At 71.2% G+C, this 22,955-nt stretch carries 18 protein-coding genes; 4 read left to right on the forward strand and 14 right to left on the reverse strand.

What is annotated here, in order from left to right; translation table 11 throughout:
• Positions 1 to 4 precede the first annotated feature (4 nt).
• The 12 genes from pgeF to rsmH all read right to left on the reverse strand — a co-directional run bounded on the left by pgeF (position 5) and on the right by rsmH (position 15,077).
• On the reverse strand, positions 5 to 736 hold the full coding sequence (gene pgeF / locus ACIPSA_RS01385) for a peptidoglycan editing factor PgeF (RefSeq protein ID WP_402627397.1): 732 nt from the start codon (positions 734 to 736) through the stop codon (positions 5 to 7).
• Positions 733 to 1,932, reverse strand: coding sequence for a cell division protein FtsZ (gene ftsZ, locus ACIPSA_RS01390; RefSeq protein WP_402627400.1), 1,200 nt, complete (start codon positions 1,930 to 1,932; stop codon positions 733 to 735). The genes pgeF and ftsZ overlap by 4 nt, the downstream gene beginning before the upstream one ends.
• Before the next feature lie 279 nt (positions 1,933 to 2,211).
• Positions 2,212 to 3,006, reverse strand: coding sequence for a cell division protein FtsQ (gene ftsQ / locus ACIPSA_RS01395; RefSeq protein WP_402627403.1), 795 nt, complete (start codon positions 3,004 to 3,006; stop codon positions 2,212 to 2,214).
• Positions 3,007 to 3,353: 347 nt separating this feature from the next.
• Positions 3,354 to 4,445, reverse strand: coding sequence for an undecaprenyldiphospho-muramoylpentapeptide beta-N-acetylglucosaminyltransferase (gene murG / locus ACIPSA_RS01400; RefSeq protein ID WP_402627406.1), 1,092 nt, complete (start codon positions 4,443 to 4,445; stop codon positions 3,354 to 3,356).
• Positions 4,446 to 4,451: 6 nt separating this feature from the next.
• Complete coding sequence (gene ftsW, locus ACIPSA_RS01405; protein ID WP_402627408.1) at positions 4,452 to 5,816, reverse strand: putative lipid II flippase FtsW; 1,365 nt, start codon at positions 5,814 to 5,816, stop codon at positions 4,452 to 4,454.
• Positions 5,817 to 5,889: 73 nt separating this feature from the next.
• Positions 5,890 to 7,350, reverse strand: a complete 1,461-nt coding sequence (gene murD, locus ACIPSA_RS01410; protein WP_402627410.1) for a UDP-N-acetylmuramoyl-L-alanine--D-glutamate ligase — start codon at positions 7,348 to 7,350, stop codon at positions 5,890 to 5,892.
• Complete coding sequence (gene mraY / locus ACIPSA_RS01415; RefSeq protein ID WP_402629417.1) at positions 7,332 to 8,402, reverse strand: phospho-N-acetylmuramoyl-pentapeptide-transferase; 1,071 nt, start codon at positions 8,400 to 8,402, stop codon at positions 7,332 to 7,334. The genes murD and mraY overlap by 19 nt, the downstream gene beginning before the upstream one ends.
• Entirely contained in the window at positions 8,402 to 9,808 is a 1,407-nt protein-coding gene (gene murF, locus ACIPSA_RS01420) for a UDP-N-acetylmuramoyl-tripeptide--D-alanyl-D-alanine ligase (RefSeq protein WP_402627413.1), read from the reverse strand. The genes mraY and murF overlap by 1 nt, the downstream gene beginning before the upstream one ends.
• A gap of 4 nt (positions 9,809 to 9,812) precedes the next feature.
• On the reverse strand, positions 9,813 to 11,468 hold the full coding sequence (locus tag ACIPSA_RS01425; protein ID WP_402627415.1) for a UDP-N-acetylmuramoyl-L-alanyl-D-glutamate--2,6-diaminopimelate ligase: 1,656 nt from the start codon (positions 11,466 to 11,468) through the stop codon (positions 9,813 to 9,815).
• A 40-nt stretch (positions 11,469 to 11,508) separates the two neighbouring features.
• Entirely contained in the window at positions 11,509 to 13,488 is a 1,980-nt protein-coding gene (locus ACIPSA_RS01430; RefSeq protein WP_402627418.1) for a peptidoglycan D,D-transpeptidase FtsI family protein, read from the reverse strand.
• A gap of 5 nt (positions 13,489 to 13,493) precedes the next feature.
• The gene (locus ACIPSA_RS01435; protein ID WP_402627421.1) at positions 13,494 to 14,078 is read right to left on the reverse strand and encodes a septum formation initiator family protein; all 585 of its coding nucleotides are present in this window, start codon (positions 14,076 to 14,078) and stop codon (positions 13,494 to 13,496) included.
• Positions 14,079 to 14,120: 42 nt separating this feature from the next.
• A complete protein-coding gene (rsmH, locus tag ACIPSA_RS01440) occupies positions 14,121 to 15,077 on the reverse strand; it encodes a 16S rRNA (cytosine(1402)-N(4))-methyltransferase RsmH (RefSeq protein ID WP_402627424.1) in 957 nt (318 codons plus the stop codon).
• 423 nt (positions 15,078 to 15,500) lie between these two features.
• On the opposite strand from rsmH, the gene ACIPSA_RS01445 reads away from it, so the two are divergent.
• The 4 genes from ACIPSA_RS01445 to ACIPSA_RS01460 all read left to right on the forward strand — a co-directional run bounded on the left by ACIPSA_RS01445 (position 15,501) and on the right by ACIPSA_RS01460 (position 21,266).
• Positions 15,501 to 16,049, forward strand: a complete 549-nt coding sequence (locus ACIPSA_RS01445; RefSeq protein ID WP_402627426.1) for a beta-class carbonic anhydrase — start codon at positions 15,501 to 15,503, stop codon at positions 16,047 to 16,049.
• Between the two features lie 237 nt (positions 16,050 to 16,286).
• Complete coding sequence (locus ACIPSA_RS01450) at positions 16,287 to 17,327, forward strand: AAA family ATPase (RefSeq protein ID WP_402627428.1); 1,041 nt, start codon at positions 16,287 to 16,289, stop codon at positions 17,325 to 17,327.
• Positions 17,327 to 18,691, forward strand: coding sequence for a DUF58 domain-containing protein (locus tag ACIPSA_RS01455; RefSeq protein WP_402627431.1), 1,365 nt, complete (start codon positions 17,327 to 17,329; stop codon positions 18,689 to 18,691). Before ACIPSA_RS01450 ends, ACIPSA_RS01455 begins: the two co-directional genes overlap by 1 nt.
• 190 nt (positions 18,692 to 18,881) lie before the next feature.
• Positions 18,882 to 21,266, forward strand: coding sequence for a DUF3488 and DUF4129 domain-containing transglutaminase family protein (locus ACIPSA_RS01460; protein ID WP_402627434.1), 2,385 nt, complete (start codon positions 18,882 to 18,884; stop codon positions 21,264 to 21,266).
• A gap of 98 nt (positions 21,267 to 21,364) precedes the next feature.
• Here ACIPSA_RS01460 and ACIPSA_RS01465 read toward each other — a convergent pair whose 3' ends face one another.
• Complete coding sequence (locus ACIPSA_RS01465; RefSeq protein ID WP_402627437.1) at positions 21,365 to 21,757, reverse strand: DUF3040 domain-containing protein; 393 nt, start codon at positions 21,755 to 21,757, stop codon at positions 21,365 to 21,367.
• 278 nt (positions 21,758 to 22,035) lie between these two features.
• Positions 22,036 to 22,857, reverse strand: coding sequence for a methyltransferase (locus ACIPSA_RS01470; RefSeq protein ID WP_402627439.1), 822 nt, complete (start codon positions 22,855 to 22,857; stop codon positions 22,036 to 22,038).
• Positions 22,858 to 22,955: the final 98 nt, after the last annotated feature.

The following is a 22,955-nucleotide window of genomic DNA, read 5'->3' on the forward strand; positions in this document are numbered from 1 at the left end:
CCCATCAGTCCAGCCATACATAGCCCGCGAGCCGACCGGTGGTGCGGTCTCGGCGGTACGAGAAGTGGTCGCCCGACTCCAACGTGCACACCGGCGACTGCGCCCGGTCGTGCACCCCGAGCCGTTCGAGCTGCGCGTGCACTCCGGCGCTCACGTCGACCGCCGGTGTGCCCCAGCTCGTCTCGGAATGCGCCGCCGGCTCGACGGCGGCCACCTCGGCGCGCATCGCCTCCGGCACTTCGTAACACCGGCCACACACGGCGGGCCCGGTGCGGGCGACGATCCGGGACGGCTCGGCGCCGAGTTCGATCATGGCCCGTACGGCGGCGGGGACGACCCCGGCGACCATCCCGGGCCGGCCCGCGTGGGCCGCGGCGGCGACCCCCGCGACGGGGTCGGCCAGCAGCACCGGCACGCAGTCGGCGGTGAGCACGGCGAGGGCGAGTCCGCGGCGGGCGGTGACGACCGCGTCGACCGACGGGATCTCCGCGGCGGAGCCCCAGGGGCTGTCCACCACGGCCACGTCGGCGCCGTGCACCTGGTTCATCCAGACCACCCGGACCGGGTCGATCCCCAGGGCCCCGGCCGCCAGTTCTCGATTGGTCCGCACGGCGGCGGGGTCGTCGCCGACCGCTCCGCCGAGGTTGAGCTCTTCGTACGGAACGGCGCTCACCCCGCCCCACCTGTCGGTGAAGGCGAAGTGCGCGCCGCTCACAGTGTCGCTCTGTCCTATCACTTCAGGAAGTCCGGCACGTCCAGTTCCTCGGCCGAGCTGTCCGAGTAGGTCCGCGGGGCCGGCGTGACCGGCGGAACGACCGGGGTGTCGATCACCGCGGCCGGGGCGGGCTCGGGCTCCTCCTTCGGCGTCACGCTGCCGAGCGAGCCGAAGGTGGGGCGGCTCTCCGGCTGCCGCACCGGAGCGGGCTCATCACGGCGGGAGGAGGCCGAGGACGAGCCGATCACGTTGTCCCGGCGGGCCGGCGGCTGACCGCCGTCGAAGCCGGCCGCGATCACGGTGACCCGCACCTCGTCACCGAGGGCGTCGTCGATGACCGCGCCGAAGATGATGTTGGCCTCCGGGTGGGCGGCCTCGCTGACCAGCTGGGCGGCCTCGTTGATCTCGAACAGGCCGAGGTCCGAGCCGCCGGAGATGGAGAGCAGCACACCCCGGGCGCCGTCGATGGAGGCCTCCAGGAGCGGCGAGGAGATCGCCATCTCGGCCGCGGCCACCGCGCGGTCGTCGCCGCGGGCCGAGCCGATGCCCATGAGGGCCGAACCGGCCTCGGACATGACCGACTTCACATCAGCGAAGTCGAGGTTGATCAGGCCGGGGGTGGTGATGAGGTCGGTGATGCCCTGGACACCGGAGAGCAGGACCTGGTCCGCGGACTTGAAGGCGTCCAGGACCGAGACCTGGCGGTCCGAGATGGACAGCAGCCGGTCGTTCGGGATGACGATGAGGGTGTCGACCTCTTCGCGGAGCTCGGCGATACCGTCCTCGGCCTGGTTCGCGCGGCGCCGTCCCTCGAAGGTGAACGGGCGCGTGACCACGCCGATGGTCAGGGCGCCCAGGGAGCGGGCGATGTTGGCCACGACGGGCGCGCCGCCGGTGCCGGTGCCGCCTCCTTCACCAGCCGTCACGAAGACCATGTCGGCCCCCTTGAGGACCTCCTCGATCTCCTCGCGGTGGTCCTCGGCGGCCTTCCGGCCGACGGCCGGGTTGGCGCCGGCGCCGAGTCCGCGGGTCAGTTCGCGGCCGACGTCGAGCTTGACGTCGGCGTCGCTCATCAACAGCGCCTGCGCGTCGGTGTTGATGGCGATGAACTCGACGCCCTTGAGACCGACCTCGATCATCCGGTTGATGGCATTGACACCACCGCCGCCGACACCGATGACCTTGATGACTGCGAGGTAGTTCTGCGGTGCTGCCACGTCGAAGGCCTCTCGCCTCGAATTACGTTGCCGTCGTCTCGCGGGTGCGCCGCGCTCCGCCGGCTGATGCCGAATGGGACGGTCCGAGCGCCGACCCGAACCCTAACGCTGAAGTTTAGGGTTACCAGTGTGTCCGTTCCTTGGAGTCTTCTGAACAGGACACTAAGTCGACAAGTGGCGCACGTACAACGAACACGCCGAACCTCCCGTTTTTCTTTTCACCCTATGTGATCAGCCGTAGCAGTGCCCAACCAGGGTGCTGGCCTGCGCTGATGTGCGTCAACTTCCCGCTGACGCAGGGGCGGTGGGAACGCTGACATCGAAGTGCCGTGCGCCGGGCGCGGCTTTCATCAGGGCGGTGAGCGTACGAGCCTTGACGCGGCCGCTCTCGGCGCTGCCCCAGGCGACCGTGCGGCCGCCGCTCAGCTCCAGCGAGATGTCGTCGTACGAACGGACCTTGACGACCCGGGTGTCGCGGGCGACGGCGGCCGGAATGTCACCGGCAACCCGCCCCGCCTCCCGCACGAGCCGGTCCGGCCCGAAACGCCGCAGGCTCGCGGAGGCCGAACCCTGCCGAGCCACCGTCAATTCCAGACTCGGCACACCTTTCGGCGCCTGCGAAACCACGGCGAAACGGACACCGTCGTCGTCCACTTCGACAAACTTTCCGCCCTTTTGGACAAGCAGAACCGGAGTACGCTCGGTCACTTTCAGTCCGATTCCATGGGGCCAGGAACGGACGACGTCAACCACGTCAATTCGGGGCAATTTCCGGCGAAGTCGGGCCTCGATCGCATCGGTGTCCACGGAAATCAGCGGTGCCCCGACCGGCACGTCCGCGGCCTCGCGTACCTGCGCGGGCGTCAGGACGAGCGTTCCGGAGACCGACACGCTTTCCACGCGCAGCCAGGGCGAGCCGTACACCAGCCAGACGGAACCAGCGCCGAGAAGCACGAGGGCGACGGCCAGGATGACGATCGTACGAAGGCGGGACGTGCGCAGCCTCCGGACGAGTGGCGGGCCGGACGACTCCTGTTGACGGTCACCGCGCTCGGCGGTGGTCGGTCCGGCCACGCGCGCTCCTTTCAGGGCTCGGTTCTCCCCCGGCCTTCGGTCGGGGGTACCCCACCGGGGCGACCCGGCCGGTGCCGAGAGGCCGACCGCGCTCAGCCCTGCCGGCCTCCGCGCGCCCCCAAGCTCTCAACTTCGTTCGAGCAGGGGGCACCCCATGCCCTCTCGGCACCGGCGCGCCCCTTCGGCTCACTCGCCGATGCTAGGGCCTGTCCGGCGGATCATGCCGCAGACGCGGGGCCCGGCACGCCCTCCCCCAAGCTCTTCGAGCAGGGGGACCCCCATGGCCCCGCTCACCTGGGTTGACGAGGCGCCGTTGCTTTCCTGCGACCTGATCCGCCGGACAGGCCTCAGCGACGGTGCGAAGCGATCGCCTCGTACACCATGCCGACGAGCAGGTCGTCGGCGTCCCGGCGGCCGAACTCGCTGGCGGCACGGGACATCTCGTACAACCGGTGCGGATCGCCGAGCACGGGCAGGACGGTCCGCTGGAGCCACTCGGGGGTGAGTTCCGCGTCGTCGACCAGCAGTCCGCCGCCGGCCTTGACCACCGGCTGGGCGTTGAGCCGCTGTTCGCCGTTGCCGATGGGCAGCGGGACATAAGCGGCCGGGAGCCCGACGGCGGAGAGTTCGGCGACGGTCATCGCGCCCGCGCGGCAGAGCATCATGTCGGCCGCGGCGTACGCGAGGTCCATCCGATCCAGGTAACTTACCGGGATATAGGGGGGCATTCCCGGCATCTGGTGTACCTGTGGCAGTTCGTTCTTGGGACCGACCGCGTGCAGGATCTGGATGCCCGCCTGCTGGAGCCAGGGCGCGACCTGCTGGACCACCTCGTTGAGGCGGCGGGCGCCCTGCGAGCCTCCGGAGACGAGCAGCGTGGGCAGGTTCGGGTCGAGACCGAAGCGGGCGCGGGCCTCGGGGCGGACGGCGGCGCGGTCCAGGGTGGCGATGGAGCGGCGCAGCGGGATGCCGATGTAGCGGGCGTTGCGCAGCTTGCTGTCGGGCGTGGAGACGGCGACCTGGGCGGCGTACCGGGAGCCGATCTTGTTGGCGAGTCCGGGCCGGGCGTTGGCCTCATGGATCACGATCGGCACGCCGAGGCGCTTGGCGGCGAGGTAGGCGGGCAGGGCCACGTAGCCGCCGAAGCCGACCACACAGTCGGCCTTGGTGCGCTCCAGGATCTGCTCGGTCGCCTTGATCGTGCCGCGCAGCCGGCCCGGGACGGTGATCAGCTCGGGAGTGGGCTTGCGCGGCAGCGGCACCGCCGGAATCAGCGCGAGCTCGTAGCCGCGCTCCGGTACGAGCCTGGTCTCCAGGCCGCGCTCCGTGCCCAGGGCCGTGATCCCCACGGTCGGGTCCTGCCTACGCAGGGCGTCCGCGAGGGCGAGCGCGGGCTCGATGTGGCCGGCGGTCCCTCCACCGGCGAGTACGACATGCACCGAAATTCACCGCTCTCCGGACGAACGCGCCACCGAGGCACGCCGTCGCATCGTGTTCCATCTCCGAGACCGCCGGCCGAGGCCGGAGTCTCCCGCCCGCTTTCTACCAAAGCGGGACTGCCGCATGGCAAGCGCCGCCCGTGCTGCGGGCTCGTCGCGCGCGAAGGCGATCAGCAGCCCGATGGCGAACATGGTCGGCAGCAGGGCGGACCCTCCGTAGGAGAACAGCGGGAGGGGGACGCCGGCGATCGGCAGCAGACCGAGCACCGCACCGATGTTGATCACTGCCTGGGCGGTGATCCAGGTGGTCACGCCTCCCGCGGCATACCTCACGAAGGGGTCCTCCGTGCGTCCGGCCACGCGGATACCCGCATAGCCTAGAGCCGCGAAGAGGGCGAGCACCGACAGCGTCCCCGCGAGGCCCAGTTCCTCACCGGTGACGGCGAAGATGAAGTCGGTGTGGGCTTCGGGCAGTTGGCCCCATTTTTCCACGCTTGCGCCCAGGCCGGAACCGAAGAGTCCGCCGGAGGCGAGGGCGTAGATCCCGTGCACGGCCTGCCAGCAGTCGGCGACCCCGGAGCGGGGCTCGGTGGCACCGATACAGGCGAGCCGGGCCATGCGGTTCGGGCTGGTCTTGATCAGGACCACACCGATCGCGGAAGCGACCGACAGCACGCCGACGAACAGCCGGGTGGGCGCTCCCGCCAGCCACAGCAGGCCGAACAGGATCGCCGTCAGGATGATCGCCGTACCCATGTCGCCGCCGAGCATGATCAGCCCAAGCAGCAGGAACGCGACCGGGACCAGCGGCACCAGCATGTGCTTCCACTGCATCAGCAGCTTCTTCTCCTGCTTGCGCGCCATCAGGTCGGCACCCCACAGCACCAGCGCGAGCTTGCCGAACTCGCTGGGCTGGATCTGGAAGGATCCACCGAGGGAGATCCAGTTCTGGTTGCCGTTGACCGCCATCCCTATCCCCGGCACCTGCACCAGGGCCATCAGGAACACGGCGCCCGCGAGGATCGGGTACGCCAGCGCCCGGTGCAGCTTCACCGGCATGCGGGAAGCGGCGAACATCAGACCGCCGCCGATGGCCGCCGCCATGAACTGCTTGCGGAAGAAATAGGACCCGGGCAGCGACAGCTGGAGCGCGGTGATCTGGGAGGCCGAGTAGACCATCACGAGGCCCAGCACGGTGATCAGCAGGCTGCCGCCGAGGATCAGGTAGTACGCGGTCAGCGGCCGGTCCCAGGCCTTCCGCGCGCGCGTGTAGAGCCGTCGTACGGGGTTGTCGGACGAGCTCCCGGGGGCCGCGGGCCGTCTGACGGCCCGCTGCACGGGCGGCCGGCCGCCGGTGCGGCTACCGGGCATGGTCGCCTCCGCTGTACGTCGGCCCTGACGGTCCCACGCGTCCCTCCCAAGGTCCGCCCGGCAGGCGGCCGGGTCAGGCGCCGAGTTCGCGAACCGCCTCCGCGAACGCGTCACCGCGCTTGTTGTAGTTGGTGAACATGTCCATGGAAGCGCAGGCCGGGGCAAGGAGCACCGTGTCACCGGGGACCGCCAGTCGCTTCGCCTCCTGGACCGCCTGGAGCATCGCCCCAGTGTCGGTCCGGTCGAGGTCGACGACAGGTACTTCCGGCGCGTGTCGCGCCAGGGCGTCCCGGATCAGGGCGCGGTCGGCGCCGATGAGGACGGCACCCCGAAGTCGCTTCGCCGACTTGGCGACGAGCTCGTCGAAGGTCGCCCCCTTCGCCAGACCGCCCGCAATCCATACGATCGACTCATATGCCGCCAACGAGGCTTCCGCCGCGTGGGTGTTGGTGGCCTTGGAGTCGTCGACGTAGGCCACACCGTCCACGTCGGCCACGTGCGCGATGCGGTGCGCGTCCGGCCGGAAGGCCCGCAGGCCGTCCCGTACGGCCGTGGCGGGCACCCCGAAGGCCCGCGCCAGGGCCGCCGCGGCAAGGGCGTTGGCGATGTTGTGCGGTGCGGGCGGGTTGACGTCCGAGACCTCGGCCAGCTCCTGCGCGTTCTTGTGCCGGTTCTCGACGAAGGCGCGGTCGACCAGGATGCCGTCCACGACGCCGAGTTGGGAGGGTCCCGGGGAGCCGAGGGTGAAGCCGATGGCCCGGCAGCCCTCCTCGACGTCCGCCTCGCGCACCAGGTCCTCGGTGAGCTTGTCGGCCACGTTGTAGACGCAGGCGACCCGATTGCCCTCGTAGATACGGCCCTTGTCGGCGGCGTACGCCTCCATGGAGCCGTGCCAGTCGAGGTGGTCCGGCGCCAGGTTCAGGACGACGGCCGAGTGGGCGCGCAGGGAGGGCGCCCAGTGGAGCTGGTAGCTGGAGAGCTCGACGGCCAGGACGTCGTACTCTTCCTCGCCGAGGACGGCGTCGAGCAGCGAGACGCCGATGTTCCCGACCGCGGCCGTGCGCAGGCCCGCCGCCCTGAGGATGGAGGCGAGCATCTGGACGGTCGTGGTCTTGCCGTTGGTGCCCGTGACCGCAAGCCAGGGAGCGGCGTCCGGGCCGCGGAGCCGCCAGGCCAGTTCGACGTCGCCCCAGATCGGCACGCCCGCCTCGGCCGCCGCCGTGAAGAGCGGCTTGTCCGGCTTCCAGCCGGGCGCGGTGACGATGAGCTCGGTGCCCTCCGGCAGGGTCTCGCCGTCGCCGAGGCGCACGGTGATGCCGAGCGCCTCCAGTTCGGCGGCCTGGGCGCGGGCACGCTCGTCGTCGCCGTCGTTGACGACCGTCACGACCGCGCCGAGGCCGTGCAGCACCTTGGCCGCCGGGACGCCGGAGACACCGAGCCCGGCGACGGTGACGTGCTTGCCCTGGAAGTCGAAGAACCCCGAAGGCACTGATGACACCGAGGACACCGATGAGGTCACTTGTCCGCTGCCCATCCCGCGTAGAAGAGGCCAAGTCCGACGATGACACAGATGCCCTGAATGATCCAGAACCGGACCACTACAAGGACTTCGGACCAGCCCTTGAGTTCGAAGTGATGCTGGAGTGGCGCCATCCGGAAGACGCGCTTGCCGGTGAGCTTGAAGGAGCCGACCTGGATGACGACGGACATGGTGATGAGGACGAACAGGCCGCCGAGGATGGCGATCAGCAGCTCGGTGCGGGAGCAGATCGCGAGACCCGCGAGCACACCGCCGAGCGCGAGCGAACCGGTGTCACCCATGAAGATCTTGGCGGGCGAGGTGTTCCACCACAGGAAGCCGAGGCAGGCGCCCATCAGCGCGGACGAGACGACCGCGAGGTCGAGCGGGTCGCGCACCTCGTAGCAGGCGTTCGGGTTGGTCAGCGTCGTCGCGTTGGCGCAGGACTCCTGGAACTGCCACACGCCGATGAACGTGTACGCGCCGAAGACGAGCACGGAGGCACCGGTGGCGAGGCCGTCCAGACCGTCGGTCAGGTTCACGCCGTTCGACATCGCCAGGATCATGAACAGCGCCCAGACCACGAACAGCACCGGGCCGATCGTCCAGCCGAAGTCGGTGATGAACGACAGCTTGGTGGAGGCCGGGGTGTTGCCGCGGGCGTCCGCGAACTGGAGCGAGAGCACGGCGAACGCGATGCCGCCGAGCAACTGGCCGGCCATCTTCGCCTTGGCCCGCAGACCCAGCGAACGCCGCTTGACGATCTTGATGTAGTCGTCGAGGAAGCCGACCAGGCCCATGCCGGACATGAGACCGAGCACCAGCAGGCCCGAGTACGTCGGCGCGTAGCCGGTGATCACCTTGGCCAGGAAGTAGGCGGCGATCGTCGCCAGGATGAAGGCGATACCGCCCATGGTCGGCGTACCGCGCTTGCTGGCGTGCTCGCGCGGTCCGTCGTCGCGGATGTACTGGCCGTAGCCCTTGCGCGCGAGGAGCTTGATCAGCAGCGGGGTGCCGATCAGGGTGAGGAACAGACCAATGACTCCTGCGAACAGGATCTGCTTCATCATCGGGCGGCAACCTCACCCTCGGCACCGGACTCGAGCAGCGCCTGGGCAACGCTCTCGAGACCTACCGAACGGGACGCCTTCACGAGCACGACGTCCCCCGGGCGCAACTCGCTGCGCAACAGGTCGACCGCCGCCTGTGCGTCGGACACGTGCACCGACTCCTCACCCCACGAACCCTCGTTATATGCGCCCAATTGCAGCCAGGACGCTTCCCTGCCCCCGACCGCGACGAGCTTGCTGACGTTGAGCCGGACGGCGAGCCGCCCGACCGCGTCGTGCTCGGCGAGCGCCTCGTCCCCGAGCTCGGCCATCTTGCCGAGCACCGCCCAGGTCCGCCTCCCCTTGCCCATGGCCGCGAGCGCGCGCAGGGCGGCCCGCATGGACTCGGGATTGGCGTTGTAGGCGTCGTTGACGATGGTCACGCCGTCCGGGCGCTCGGTGACCTCCATCCGCCAGCGGGAGAGGGTGCCCGCCTCGGAGAGCGCGGTGGCGATCTCTTTCGCGGACATGCCCAGCTCATGAGCGACGGCGGCCGCGGCGAGCGCGTTCGACACGTGGTGCTCACCGTACAGGCGCATGGTCACATCGCTTGCACCGGAGGGTGTGTGAAGTCTGAAGGAGGGCTGTCCGCTGTCCGTGAGTCGTACGTTCTCGGCGCGTACGTCCGCTTCGGCCGACTCTCCGAAAAGGATCACCTTCGCCTTGGTACGGGAGGCCATGGCCCGGACCAACGGATCGTCGGCGTTGAGGATCGCCGCGCCGTCCTCCGGGAGGGCCTCCACGAGCTCGCCCTTCGCCTGGGCGATCTGCTCGCGGCCGCCGAACTCGCCGATGTGGGCGGTGCCGACGTTGAGGACGAGGCCGACCCTGGGGGGCGTGAGGCTCGTGAGGTAGCGGATGTCGCCGATGTAGCGCGCGCCCATCTCCAGCACGAGGTACCGCGTGTCGTGCGTGACCCGGAGCGCGGTCAGCGGAAGGCCGATCTCGTTGTTGAGGTTGCCTTCCGGCCAGATCGTGGGCGCCTTGCTGTTCAGCACCTGGGCGATGAGGTCCTTGGTGCTCGTCTTGCCGGCCGACCCGGTGAGCGCGACGAGGGTCGCGCCCGCCTTCGCCACGACGTGGCGCGCGAGGGCGCCCAGCGCCTTGGTGACGTCGTCCACGACGATCGCGGGCACACCGACGGGGCGCGACGCCAGTACGGCGACCGCGCCCGCCTCGACGACCGCCGCCGCGAAGTCGTGGCCGTCCACGCGTTCGCCGGCGAAGGCGGCGAAGAGGCTGCCGGGCACCACTTCACGCGAGTCCCGGACGACTGGTCCGGTGACCTGGACGGACGGATCCGGTATGTCGTGCGTCTGCCCGCCGACGACTGCTGCGATCTCGGCGAGGGAGAGGGCGATCACAAGTTCATCCCTGGGTCTTCTGGATAGCTTCGCGAAGCACCTGGCGGTCGTCGAAGGGACGGACCACTCCGGCGATGTCCTGGCCCTGCTCATGGCCCTTGCCCGCGACCAGCACGGTGTCCCCGGGCTGCGCGCGGGCGACGACGGCGGCGATCGCGGCGGCCCGGTCCTCGAAGAGGAGCACCTCGCCGCGCTCGTGCGCGGGCACCGACGCCGCGCCCTGGAGCATCGTCGCGAGGATCGCCAGGGGATCCTCGGAGCGGGGGTTGTCGGAGGTCAGCACGGCCGTGTCGGCGAGCCGGGCCGCGGCCGCGCCCATCGGGGCGCGTTTGGTCCGGTCGCGGTCGCCGCCGCAGCCGAGGACGACGTGCAGATGGCCCTTGGTGACCTTGCGCAGCGCCTTGAGCACTGATTCGACCGCGTCGGTCTTGTGGGCGTAGTCGACGACCGCGAGGTACGGCTGTCCGGCGTCCACCCGCTCCAGGCGCCCCGGCACGCCCGGCACGGCGGCGACGCCGTCGGCGGCGGTCTGCGGGTCGAGGCCCGCGGCGGCGAGGGCGACGACGGCGGCGAGGGTGTTCGCCACGTTGAAGGGGCCCGGCAGCGGCGACCGGGCGTCGATCCGCTCGCCCCCGGGGCCGACGATGGTGAACGCCGAGTCCATCGGACCGATCCGGACGTCCTCGGCGCGCCAGTCGGCGTCGGGGTGGCCCTCGGCGGAGAAGGTGACCACCGGGACGGTGGCTTCCTCGGCGAGCCGGCGGCCGTACTCGTCGTCGGCGTTGATCACACCGCGTCTGCTGCGTTCCGGCGTGAAAAGTTGTGCCTTGGCCCGGTAGTAGTCCTCCATGTCGGAGTGGAACTCCATGTGTTCCGGGCTGAGGTTGGTGAAGACGGCGACGTCGAAGACGCAGCCGTCGACCCGGCCGAGGACCAGGGCGTGGCTGGAGACCTCCATGGCGACCGCCTCGACGCCTCGCTCGCGCATGACGGCGAACAGGGCCTGGAGGTCGGTGGCTTCGGGGGTGGTGCGCTCGGACTTGATGCGCTCGTCGCCGATGCGCATCTCGACCGTTCCGACCAGGCCGGTGGACTTGGCCGTCCGCAGACCGCCCTCGACGAGGTAGGCGGTGGTGGTCTTGCCGGAGGTGCCGGTGATGCCGATCTGGAGGAGATCGCGGCCGGGACGGCCGTAGATCGTGGCCGCCAGCTCGCCCATCCGCGCGCGCGGGTCGTCGACGACCAGGACCGGCAGGCCGGTCGCGGCGGCGCGCTCGGCGCCCGTCGGATCGGTCAGCACGGCGACCGCGCCGAGGCCGGCGGCCTGGGTGACGAAGTCGGCGCCGTGCAGCCGGGCGCCCGGGAGAGCGGCGTACAGGTCACCGGGGCGGACGGCGCGCGAATCGTGGGTGATGCCCGTGACATCGGCGGCGCGGTCCGGCGTGGCGGCACCCAGCTGATCGGCGAGCTCCGCGAGGGGTGTGGCGGAGACCTGAACCGGCCGTGGCGACCCCGGATATGTCACGGAAGCGCCCTTCTGGGTGGTTTGGGACTGATCAGCGTGTGGCACGGCGGTGAGCGTACCGGGCGCACCCGCTCCGGAGCGAAGCGAGGGGCCGGAGGGGCCGTGGTTCCCGGGATCGGGAGTGATCGTTCTCACGAGCTCGTTCCTGGTGGTCTGTACGGGGTACCGGTGCCGGTCAGGGCTTGTAGGAGACGGGCAGGTTCGCGGCCTGGGCCCCGGTCGGCGGGATCTGGAGGGTCTTCAGGGCGAACTCCATCACCTGCTTGTAGATGGGGCCGCAGATCTGGCCGCCGAAGTAGCTGCCGCTGGTTGCGTTCTGGATGGCGCAGTAGACGGTGATCCGCGGGTTGTCCGCGGGTGCGAATCCGGCGAACGACGACGTGTAGCCGTGGTACTTGCCGGTGGCCGGATCCACGCGGTTGGCCGTACCCGTCTTGCCCGCGACGCGGTAGCCGGGGATACGCGCCTTGGTGCCGGTGCCCTCCCGGTCGTCCACCACGGACTCCAGCATCTGAGCCACGGCCTTCGCCGTCTTCTCACTGACCACCCGGGTCTTCTTGGGCTTGGGTGCGGGAGTGAAGAGCCCGTCGGCGCCCTTGGTCCCGCGCACCAGGGTCGGCTCGACGCGGACGCCGCCGTTGGCGATCGTCGAGTAGACGGAGGCCGCCTGCATGGCGTTGAGGGACATGCCCTGGCCGAAAGGGATCGTGTACTGCTGCGACGTCGACCACGTGGCTGCGGGCGCGAGGATGCCCTTGGTCTCGCCGGGGAAGCCGAGCCCGGTGTAGCTGCCGATGCCGAACTTGCGCAGGTACGAGTAGAGGGCCTTGTTGGCCTCCGGCTGGGTCCTGCCGAGCTGACCAGCGGCCAGGATGGTGCCGATGTTGCTGGACTTCGCGAGCACGCCGTTGAGCGTGAGGTGCCAGGTCGCGTGGTCGACGTCGTCCTGGAAGAGGCGGTCGCCGCGGTGCAGCCGGTTGGGCACGACGACGTGGGTGAGCGGGGTGGCGACGTTCTCCTCCAGTACGGCCGCCATCGACATGACCTTGGCGGTGGAACCGGGCTCGTAGGCATCCTGGAGGGCCGGGTTTCCCATGGCGGTGGAGTCCGCCTTGGTCAGGTCGTTGGGGTCAAAGCCGGGTGAGTCGGCCATGGCCAGGATCTCGCCGGTGCGGGTGTCCTGGACGATCACGTAGCCGCGGTCGGCCTTGGACTTCTTCACCTGCTCGGTGATCGCGTTCTGCGCGGCCCACTGGATGTCGCGGTCGATGGTGAGCTCGACGTCGGAGCCGGCGACCGCGGGGGTCTCGGTGGAGCCCACGGTGGGCACCTCGCGGCCGCCGGACTGGGCGTAGCGGATCTTGCCGTCCTTGCCGGTCAGCGTCTTGTTCAGCTGCTGTTCGACGCCTCCGCCGCCCTTGCCCTCGGCATTGACCCAGCCCAGTATCCCGGCGGCCAGGTCGCCGTTCGGGTACACGCGCTTGCTGCTGGGGTCGGCGAAGACGCCGGCCAGGACGTTGACGGTGGTCTTGTCCGTGGCCGCCTTCTTGGTGAGCGCCGTCCTCAGGTCCTTGATCTGGTTCCAGACCTGCGGGGTCTGGCGACTGGCGAGCTTGACGTAGCGCAGGTCCTTGTTCGCGGGCCGCAGCTTCCTGACGAGCTTGTCCTGGTCCTGCCCGAGGATCGGCGCGAGCAGCGCGGCCGCCTGCTCGGGGCCGTCGTCGACGGCCAGCTGCTTGCGCGTGAACATCGTCGGGTCGGCCGTGATGTCGTACGCGTCGTCGCTGATCGCCAGTGCCACGCCGTTGCGGTCGGTGATCCCGCCGCGTTCGGCGGCCAGGGTGTGGACGACATACCGGTCCTGTTCGGCCCTGGCGGCGTACGCGCTCGCGTCGACGGCCTGCACCTGGAGCAGCCGCACGACGAAGGCGAGCAGCACCAGGGTCAGCGCGAGACTGACCATGCGCAGGCGGGGGCGGGGGCTGCCGAGCCGCAGAGCGCGCGAGGCCGACGCAGGGCGGACCTGCTGCGGGCGCCGGACCGGGCGGGCCCCGGGGCCGGGCTGCCGCCGAGCGCCGTTCCCGGGCCTGGGCGGCTTGGCGGGGCCGGGCACGCGGCGGCGCGGCGGTTGCCTTTTTCCAGAAGTGTCTGACACTTCCGTCACCTGCCGGGGGTCGTGGTCGTGGCGGGCTGGGGGGTGGAGGCGGGCGTCGGTGACGCCGGGGAGGTGAAGGCCGGGGAGCCGGGGATCGGTGAGGCAGGGGCCGGGGAGGCAGGGGCCGGGGTGCTCGGCGTCGCCTGCCTGGCCGGGGACGCGGGAGCGCCGCGGAGGATCACCTCGGGCGGGAGGGGCACGATCGTGCTGGTGGTGGACTGCCGGAGAGCGGCGGGGCCGGGTACACCCCTGACGGTGCCGTCAGGGTTGAGGAAGGCCGGGTCGCCGCCGGGCACCATGCCGAGTTCGTGGGCGCGGCGCTGGAGGGCGTCGGGGGCGGAGTAGGCGTCGATGTCCCGCTGGAGTGCCTGTTCCTCGTCGCTGAGGTTCTTCGTCTGCTTCTGGAGGTCGTCGAGTTGGAAAGAGCCTTCGCTGAGCGCCGAGTTCAGCACCAGCAGTGCGATGAGGCCGCCGCCGAGGAGCAGGACGACGAGGAGGACGAACGGCGTGCGGGCCGCCTGTTTGCGGCCGGCCGGGAAGAGCCGCGCGAGCCGGGCGGCCCTCCCCTTCAGTTCGGGTTTCCTACTCACATGCCCTCCGGTGAGTTCGGGTACCCAACTCACTCACGCACCTCATACGGCGTCTTCCCTGATGCGCTGGGCCCCGCGCAGCCGTGCCGGAGCCGCCCGGCGGTTCTCGGCGACCTCTTCCTCGGTGGGAAGTTCGGCACCGCGCGTGAGCAGCTTGAGCCGGGGCTGGTAGCGCTCGGGCACGACGGGGAGCCCGGGCGGGGCGGTGGACGCGGCGCCGGCCGCGAACACCTGCTTGACCAGGCGGTCCTCCAGCGACTGGTACGACAGGACGGCGATCCGTCCGCCCACGTCGAGCGCCTTCACCGCGGCCGGGATCGCGCGCTCCAGGACGGACAGTTCGCCGTTGACCTCGATCCGCAGTGCCTGGAAGGTGCGCTTGGCCGGGTTGCCGCCGGTGCGCTTGGCGGCCTGCGGCAGCGCGTCCCGGATCAGCTCCACGAGCCGCGCGCTGGTGCTGAACGGCTCCTTCTCGCGCTCGCGCACGATCGCGCCCACGATCCGCTTGGCCTGCTTCTCCTCGCCGTACGCCCGCAGGATCCGGACGAGTTCGCCCGCCGGGTAGGTGTTGAGGACCTCGGCCGCGCTGATGCCGGTCGTCTGGTCCATCCGCATGTCGAGGGGGGCGTCCTGGGCGTAGGCGAAGCCCCGGTCGGCCTCGTCGAGCTGCATGGAGGAGACACCGAGGTCGAACAGGACGCCCTGCACGCGCGGGACGCCGAGTCTCTCCAGTACGTCCGGGAGCTCGTCGTACACGGCGTGCACGAGGGTGGCCCGCTCACCGAAGGGCGCGAGCCGCTCGGCGGACAGCCGCAGGGCCTCCTTGTCCCGGTCGAGCGCGACGAGCCGGGCCTCGGGGAACCGGGTCAGCAGCGCCTCGCTGTGGCCGCCCAGGCCGAGTGTGCAGTCGACGACCACCGCTCCCGGGCGCTCCAGGGCGGGCGCCAGCAGGTCCAGGCACCGCTGGAGCATCACCGGGACGTGTCGACTCTGGCTCAAGGGGGCCTCTCAGGTCCGGCGCGGGCCGTACGCACGCCGGGTCCCCGCCCTCCCCCGGTGAAGGGGCGGCCTGCCGGCGCCGGAAGCGTCAGCCGACCGGGAGCGGGAGGAGGCCGAGCCGTACGTACGCGCCGCGCACGTGGGGAGACGGTCCGGGCGGGTGCCGGGGTCTCCGGGGAATTCAGTCCAGCGGGGAGAGTCTCGCCTCCCGCTTCGCGTCACTTTAGTCCACCCTGTCTCGCGGTCAATCAACCGGCCTGCGCGTCGCGCACCGCACCTCGGGAGGCGTCGTAATTCGGCGGGAATCACCCGTCCGGCGCGCGTTTGCCCTCCGTGTGGGTTAGCTCACAACAAGCCACGATGACGTTCTTTGTCCACTCTCACAACAGGCTCGGACCGGAGGTGACCAGTACCGTCGTGGGTATGACGACTTCCGCAGCAGTTCCCACTGGATCCGAAGGCGCCATAACCAGCGACGGCACCGTGACGGATCGCCTGGTCGAGGCGAACCAGCGATACTCCGCCGCCTTCACCGACCCCGGTATGGACGCCCGGCCGGTTCTGCACGTCGCCGTCGTGGCCTGCATGGACGCGCGGCTCGACCTGCACGCCGCGCTCGGCCTGGAACTCGGCGACTGCCACACCATCCGCAACGCGGGCGGCGTGGTGACCGACGACGTGATCCGCTCGCTCACGATCAGCCAGCGCAAGCTGGGGACACGCAGCATCGTCCTCATCCACCACACCGGCTGCGGCCTGGAGGCCCTCACCGAGGACTTCCGCACCGAGCTGGAGATGGAGGTCGGCCAGCGTCCGGCATGGGCCGTGGAGTCCTTCCGGGACGTCGACCAGGACGTACGGCAGTCCATGCAGCGGGTGCGCACCTCGCCGTTCCTGCTGCACGCCGACGACGTGCGCGGCTTCGTGTTCGACGTCAGGACGGGTCTGCTGCGCGAGATCGACCCGGCCTGACGGCCCGCCCGCTCCGAAAAATCCCGCAGTCCGGCATCGAAAGGCCGGTCGAAAAAGCCGTAAGACCGACATAGTGCGGGCAGTTGTCCACAGGCGAGTGACACGAATCGGTAACGGCAGCAAGAATGCGGGTGTGGCGTCACGCGGAACTTTCCACGCGTGGTGTCCGTGTTTCGGGGTGGGCCGGTCCGCATCGCAGAGCGACGGCCCGAGCAATAACGGGCCGAGGAGGGCCGGGTGACGACCTATGACGATCGAGCGAGCCTCACTGATCTGACCGCCACTGTGGAGCGTGTCCGCAGTTCGGTGGAAGGAGTGATCGAGGGCAAGCCCGAGGTCGTACGGCTTTCGCTGACCGTGCTGCTCGCCGAGGGGCATCTTCTGATCGAGGATGTCCCCGGGGTGGGCAAGACGATGCTGGCCAAGGCGCTGGCGCGGTCCATCGACTGCACGGTGCGGCGTATCCAGTTCACGCCCGACCTGCTGCCGTCGGACATCACCGGCGTGTCCATCTGGGACCAGCAGCGCCGGGACTTCGAGTTCAAGCCGGGCGCCATCTTCGCGCAGATCGTGATCGGCGACGAGATCAACCGCGCCTCGCCCAAGACGCAGTCCGCGCTGCTGGAGTCGATGGAGGAGCGGCAGGTCACCATCGACGGGCAGACCTACGAACTGCCCAGCCCCTTCATGGTGGTGGCCACGCAGAACCCGGTCGAGATGGAGGGCACGTACCCGCTGCCCGAGGCCCAGCGCGACCGCTTCATGGCCCGTGTCTCCGTGGGCTACCCCAGCGTGGAGGCCGAGTTGCAGATGCTCGACATCCACGGCGGGGTGAGCCCGTTGGAGGACCTGCAGCCGGTGGCGCACGCGCACGACATCGTGAAGCTGATCGAGGCGGTGCGGGGCGTCCACGTCGCCGAGCCGGTCCGGCGGTACGCGGTGGATCTGGTGGCCGCCACGCGCACCCACGCCGACCTCAGACTCGGCGCCTCCCCCCGCGCGACGCTGCACCTGCTGCGTGCGGCGAAGGCGTCCGCCGCCCTCAGCGGCCGGGAGTACGCGCTGCCGGACGATGTGCAGGCCCTGGCCGTGGCCGTCCTGGCGCACCGCCTGCTGCCCACGGCCCAGGCCCAGCTCAACCGGCGTACGTCGGAGCAGGTCGTGCAGGAGATCCTGCAGCGCACCCCGGTACCCGCGGCGTCGCAGCAGCAGAGCGGCTTCGGCGGCCTGGGCCGGGGCGTGCCGGCCTATCCCCAGCAGCCCCCGCGGAGTCTGTGATGAGCGCCGGGGGGGCCGGGCCGGCGGAGGCCGACCGCGGGGAGCACAGCGGCGTCCGCACGGCCCTTGCGGGGCTGACCACTCGCGGGCGTTCCTTCCTGGCGGCCGGGATCGCGGCCGCGATCTGCGCGTACGTCCTCGGCCAGAGCGACCTGCTGCGGGTCGGGCTCCTGCTGGCCGCGCTGCCGCTGATCTGCGTGACCGTGCTCTACCGCACCCGTTACCGGGTGGCCGGCAGCCGTCGGCTCTCCCCCTCGCGGGTGCCGGCCGGCAGTGAGGCGCGGGTCCATCTGCGGATGGACAACGTCTCGCGGCTGCCCACGGGACTGCTGATGCTCCAGGACCGGGTGCCGTACGTACTCGGCCCGCGGCCTCGTTTCGTCCTGGACCGGGTGGAGCCGGGCGGCCGCCGCGAGGTGTCCTACCGGGTCCGCTCGGACCTGCGCGGACGCTACCCGCTGGGCCCGCTCCAACTGCGTCTGACGGACCCGTTCGGAATGTGCGAACTGACCCGTGCCTTCTCGACGTTCGACACGCTGACCGTGATCCCGCGCGTGGAGCCGCTGCCGCCGGTCCGGTTCAGCGGTGAGGCGAAGGGCTACGGCGACGGGCGGCAGCGCTCGCTGGCCCTGGCGGGCGAGGACGACGTGATCCCGCGCGAGTACCGGTACGGCGACGACCTGCGCCGCGTCCACTGGCGCTCCACCGCCCGCTACGGCGAGCTGATGGTGCGCCGCGAGGAACAGCCGCAGCGCTCCCGCTGCACGGTTCTCCTCGACACGCGCGGCATCGCCTTCGAGGGGGCGGGTCCGGACTCGGCGTTCGAGTGGGCGGTCTCGGGTACCGCGTCGACCCTGGTCCACATGCTCGAACGCGGCTTCTCGGTACGCCTGTTGACCGACACCGGCAGCACGGTGCCCGGCGAGGGCGGCGACGGGTTCGCGGGGGCCAGCCAGGAGGCCGCGGACGCGGCCGGGCTGATGATGGACACCCTCGCCGTGATCGACCACTCGGACGGCACGGGCCTGTCCCGGGCCTACGACGTGCTGCGCGGCGGCAACGAGGGACTGCTGGTGGCCTTCCTGGGCGACCTCGACGACGAACAGGCCGCGGTGGTCGCCAAGATGCGTCAGCGCAGCGGCGGCGCGATCGCCTTCCTCCTGGACGGCGAGGCGTGGATCCGCGAGCCAGCCGATGTGCCCGGCCCCACGAACAGACACGGGGAGCGGCTGCGCATGCTGCGCGAGGCGGGCTGGACCGCCGTGAGCGTCCCACGCGGCGCCTCACTGGACGAACTGTGGCGCCAGGCGGACCGCGAACGCACGGGCGTCGCGGCACTGAGCGGCCGGGAGGCACTGTCATGAGCCGGCCGACGCGGCCGCACATCGGTGCCCCGGACGACCAGGACGACCGGCGTCACGGGCAGGCCGACGCTCCGGTGCGTCGCCGCGGGGCCCGACGGGCTGCCACGGCTGTGCGCGCTCCCGGGCGACCGGACGCGCAGGGGCGGGCATACGCATGCGTCACCACGACCAAGGGCCGGGAGGCACTGTCATGAGCGGGCGGGCTCGGCTTGCGTTGTGTGCGGCCGCGGCAACGCTGATGGCGTCGTGTGCGCTGCTGCCCCTGGTCGACAAGCCCACATGGCTGTTGCAGGCGACCTTCCTGGTGGCGGTGCAGACGGGAGTGGGCGCGGCGACCCGGCGGGTGCCGCTGGCCCGGCCGCTCACGGTGGCGGCGCAGGCGCTCGTGACGCTGATGCTGCTGACCCTGGTCTTCGCCCGGGAGTACGCCGTCATCGGGCTGGTCCCCGGCCCGGACGCCTTCCGTCACTTGGCCGACCTGCTCCAGCAGGGCTCGGACGACGTCAGCCGGTACGCGATCCCGGCACCGCTGTCCGCCGGCATACGGCTGATGCTCATCGGCGGCGTCCTGGTGATCGGGCTGCTCGTGGACACCCTCGCGGTGACCTTCCGCAGCGCGGCCCCGGCGGGGCTCCCGCTGCTCGCGCTGTACTCGGTGGCCGCGGGGCTGTCCCACGGCAGCGCCGACTGGCTGTGGTTCCTGGTCGCGGCGGCCGGCTATCTGATGCTGCTCCTGGCCGAGAGCCGGGACCGGCTCTCGCAGTGGGGCCGGGTCTTCGGCGGCGGGCCGCGTGCCCCGGGCGACCGGCCGGGCAGCGCCGTGGCGCCGGTCCGGACCGGGCGGCGGATCGGCGCGGTCGCGCTCGGCGTCGCCCTGTTCGTGCCACTCACCCTGCCCGCGATGCAGGGCGGCCTCCTGGACGGCACCGGGGCCGGTGTGGGCGCGGGCAACGGGAACGGCGGCACGATCTCCGCGGTCAACCCCCTGGTGTCGCTGCGCGACAGTCTGAACGTGGACCAGGACCGCCAGGTCCTGTCCGTGAAGACCAGTTCCAACGACATCTCCGACCTCTACCTGCGGATCGTCTCCCTGGACGACTTCGACGGCGTCACCTGGAAGCCGTCCCAGCGGCACATCGTCGGCGTACCGGACCAGTTCCCGACGCCGGCCGGTCTGGGCCCCCAGATCAAGCGCACCACGGTCAAGACCACCGTCTCGGCGGCGAACTGGTACGCGCAGGACTGGCTGCCGATGCCCTACCCGCCCAGCAGTGTGCGGGTCGGCGGCAGCTGGCGCTACGAACCCGTGGGCATGACGCTCGTGGGTGATCACGGCCAGAACACGCGCGGCGCGACGTACCAGGTGAACAGCCTGCACGTGCAGCCGACCGCGGGACAGCTGGCCGCGGCGCCGGAGCCGGCGGCGGCGCTGAAGCGCGACTACACCGAGGTCCCGTCCTCACTGCCGTCGGTCGTGGCCAAGACCGCCAAGGAGGTCACCGCGGGCGCGACGAGCCACTACGGCCAGGCGGTCAAGCTCCAGAACTACTTCGCCGTGACGGGCGGCTTCCAGTACGACACCCAGGTGGAGGTCGGCAGGGGCCGCAACGCGATAGCGAACTTCCTGGAGAAGAAGCAGGGCTTCTGCGTCCACTTCTCCTTCGCCATGGCCGCCATGGCCCGCACGCTGGGCATCCCGGCCCGGGTCGCGGTGGGCTTCGCGCCCGGTACCCCGCAGGCGGACGGCTCGGTGTCGGTCGGTCTGAAGGACGCGCACGCCTGGCCGGAGCTGTACTTCGAGGGCGTGGGCTGGACCCGCTTCGAGCCGACCCCGACCCGGGGCGTCGCGCCGTCGTACACCCAGCCCGAGTCGTCCGGCTCCTCCCTGCCGGACGAGGTGCTCCCCTCCCACGCGGCGAGCACGGCACCCTCGGCGGAGGCCTCGCAGAGCGAGACCTGCACGGCCCAGCAGCGGAAGCAGGACGCGTGCTCCAGCCCGTCCGCGGCGGCCACGCTGCACGAGGACGACAATGGTCCGAGTCGGTGGGAGTACACGCTGTGGGTCCTCGGCGCGCTGGCCGCCGTGGCGATCCCGCTGGCGCCGATGCTGTGGCGGATGCGCCTGCGTGCCGTACGGCTCGGCGGGCATGCCCGCACCGACGAGGGCGCGGCGGCCCACGCGCTGGCGGTCTGGCAGGAACTGACCGACACCGCTTGGGACTTCGGCATCCTGCCCGACGAGTCGCAGACCCCGCGCAAGGCAGCCGCCCGGATCGTCCGGCTCGGGCACCTCGACCCGGCGGCCGGGGCGTCGGTGCACCGGGTGGCCGACGCCGTGGAGCAGGTCCTCTACGCACCCCGGCCGCGCCCGACGGCGGGCCTCGCGGAAGACGTGCGCCGGGTGGTCGGCGGTCTGAGCAGCACGGTCAGCCGCCGTACCCGGCTGCGCGCGCTGCTCGCTCCGCGGTCCAGCGTGCGGGTGGTGTGGGCGGTGTCCGCCTGGTGGGCAGCGCTCAGGACCCGGACGGAGGCGACCCGGCCGACCCTGCGCAAGCCGTCGGGCCAGCAGGGCTGAGGCCCCGCCCCGACGCGGGACCGGGACAGGACTGAGGGGTGACCACCCGGCGGGTGGTCACCCCTCAGTCCTGTCCCGGTGGAATCACCGGCGAAGTACTAGTGGCCCTGTTCGTCTCGGCGGCGCTGCCAGCGCTGCTCGATGCGGTCCATCATGGAGCGCTTCGGCCGTCCCTGACGGCGTGTGTGCGCGGCACCCGCGGGCTGTTCGCCCGGCTTGGGGGCCTTGCGCCACCCCGTTACGGCGAGTACCGCACAGCCCAGCATGACGAGGAAGCCCACCACGCTGACCCAAATAATCTGCTGCGCGACCATTCCGGCCATGAGGAGCGCGATACCTACGAGGAAGCCCACGGCCGCCGTGTAGACCCGTCGCCGGGTGTACGTGCGCAGCCCGTTTCCCTCAAGCGCTGTCGCGAACTTGGGATCTTCGGCGTACAGCGCTCGCTCCATCTGCTCGAGCATGCGCTGCTCGTGCTCCGAGAGCGGCACGGAGTCCTCCTCATCGTGCAGTCGCCGGGGCGACCCGGGGGGTCCCTTCAGGATAGGCAGGGAATCGCCCCCGTGAAACCCGCCCCTCTACGCCAATTGGCCAACCGGAGTCCCGCCATGGCCGGCCCGGCTCGCTGAGGCTTCCATTCCCCGGCGGCCGACCCGTCATGCCGGGCGGTCTCCCTCGATCATACGGCGCAAACCCCTCGATCGGGGGGCCTGTGGCGTACTCCATGTGCGGCCGAGGCGCTGATCAGCCGTGTGACTCGGGAGGCGGCTCAGACCTCGGTGGCACCCTGGGTCTCGCCGAGGACGTGCAGCTGGGTGGCGACGGAGTGGAACGCCGGCAGCTCGGCCGCTGCGGCCTCCAACTGCAGCAGGGCGTCGAGGGCTCCGGGCTCGGTGTCCACCAGGACGCCGGGCACCAGGTCGGCGAAGACCCGGACGCCGTGCACGGCGCCCACCTGGAGGCCCGCGGCCTCGACGAGCGCGGTGAGCTGCTCGGCGGTGAAGCGCCGCGGCATCGGGTCGCCGGCACCCCAGCGGCCGGCCGGGTCCTCGAGGGCTTGCTTGGCCTCCTTGAAGTGACCCGCGAGGGCGCGTGCGAGCACGGCGCCGCCGAGGCCGGCCGCGAGCAGGCTGAGGACGCCCTCGGAGCGCAGGGCGGCCACCGCGTTGCGGATCCCCTCGGCCGGGTCGTCCACGTACTCCAGTACGCCGTGGCACAGCACCACGTCGTAGCCGCCGCGCTCGACCACGTCGAAGAGCCCGTGGGCGTCGCCCTGCACGCCCCGGACCCGCTCCGCGACCCCGGCCTCGGCGGCCCGGCGCTCCAGCGCGAACAACGCGTTCGGGCTGGGGTCGACGACGGTGACACGGTGGCCGAGGCGGGCCAGGGGCACGGCGAAGTTGCCGCTGCCGCCGCCGGTGTCGAGCACGTCCAGCGAGTCCCGGCCCGTGGCCTTGATCCGACGGTCGAGGGCGTCCTGGAGGACCTCCCAGACCACGGCGGTACGGAGAGAGGCGCGAGGCCGATCGGAGCGCAGCGACGCCGGTTGAGCGTGGTGGTGGGAGACGGGCGGGCGCATCGGGTCCGACACGGCAGTTGACTCCTCGGCGCGGCGCCGCCTGTTGCCCGGCGGCGCGAACGGGGGTGCCTCCCCGGCCCGGGGCACGGGGAAAGGGAAGGCTGCAGGCG

This window comes from Streptomyces sp. NPDC086549 (genome assembly GCF_044746205.1).
Taxonomy (GTDB): Bacteria; Actinomycetota; Actinomycetes; order Streptomycetales; family Streptomycetaceae; genus Streptomyces.